We start from the raw sequence: 575 nt of genomic DNA on the forward strand, positions 1-575 counted from the left end.
ATTGTTAGGGGGTGGTAGCTGGAGTAATACAACGGATAATGGGCGTTTTACTCGAGCCGCCATGATCGTCAATGGTGTAAATGAACAAGTTGCGGCGCGTGGATGTAGCCATACGCGTCATTTTGTTTAGGAGGGGTAGATGATAGAATATCCAGAACATTTAAATAGCAAGCAAGATTATCTGAACATGCTTTCTTTTGACAAAGTTGAAACAGTAAGAAGGCTAGAGATGCTTTTGACAACGCGTTTTTATTGGTTTTTTGTCAAAGAACTCAGTGAAGGGGAAGAGGGGATTGAAGATGACACGCATAAGGTTTGTCTAACAACAACCATGCCGTTTGATTCAAATGGTGATTTTGTAGAAAAGCGTTGTCAGTATGAATTACAGGAAAGCGAATATGCGCCGCTCTTTCAACTTGGCTTTCGTGTTGAAGAAGTCGAGCAGCTGATCAAAGAGCATAGCCAATAGAGATCATAAGAAAACATTTTTATCCAGCTCCACTTTTGTGGGGCTTTTTTTATGGAGCGTCAGATGAGAAAGATATCGAAAGAAGGATTAGAGCTTATCAAACAAT

At 40.5% G+C, this 575-nt stretch carries 1 protein-coding gene; it reads left to right on the top strand.

Annotation, left to right across the window (positions count from 1 at the left end; translation table 11 throughout):
• Positions 1 to 139 precede the first annotated feature (139 nt).
• Positions 140 to 469, top strand: a complete 330-nt coding sequence (locus ACFIL3_RS11085) for a hypothetical protein (RefSeq protein ID WP_375682306.1) — start codon at positions 140 to 142, stop codon at positions 467 to 469.
• Positions 470 to 575: the final 106 nt, after the last annotated feature.

Source organism: Bartonella sp. CE47NXGY (genome assembly GCF_042195415.1).
In the GTDB taxonomy this organism is placed as follows: Bacteria; Pseudomonadota; Alphaproteobacteria; order Rhizobiales; family Rhizobiaceae; genus Bartonella.

Coding starts and splice junctions, on each gene's coding strand:
- ACFIL3_RS11085 (WP_375682306.1), top strand. CDS start 140: ATGATAGAATATCCAGAACATTTAAATAGCAAGCAAGATTATCTGAAC.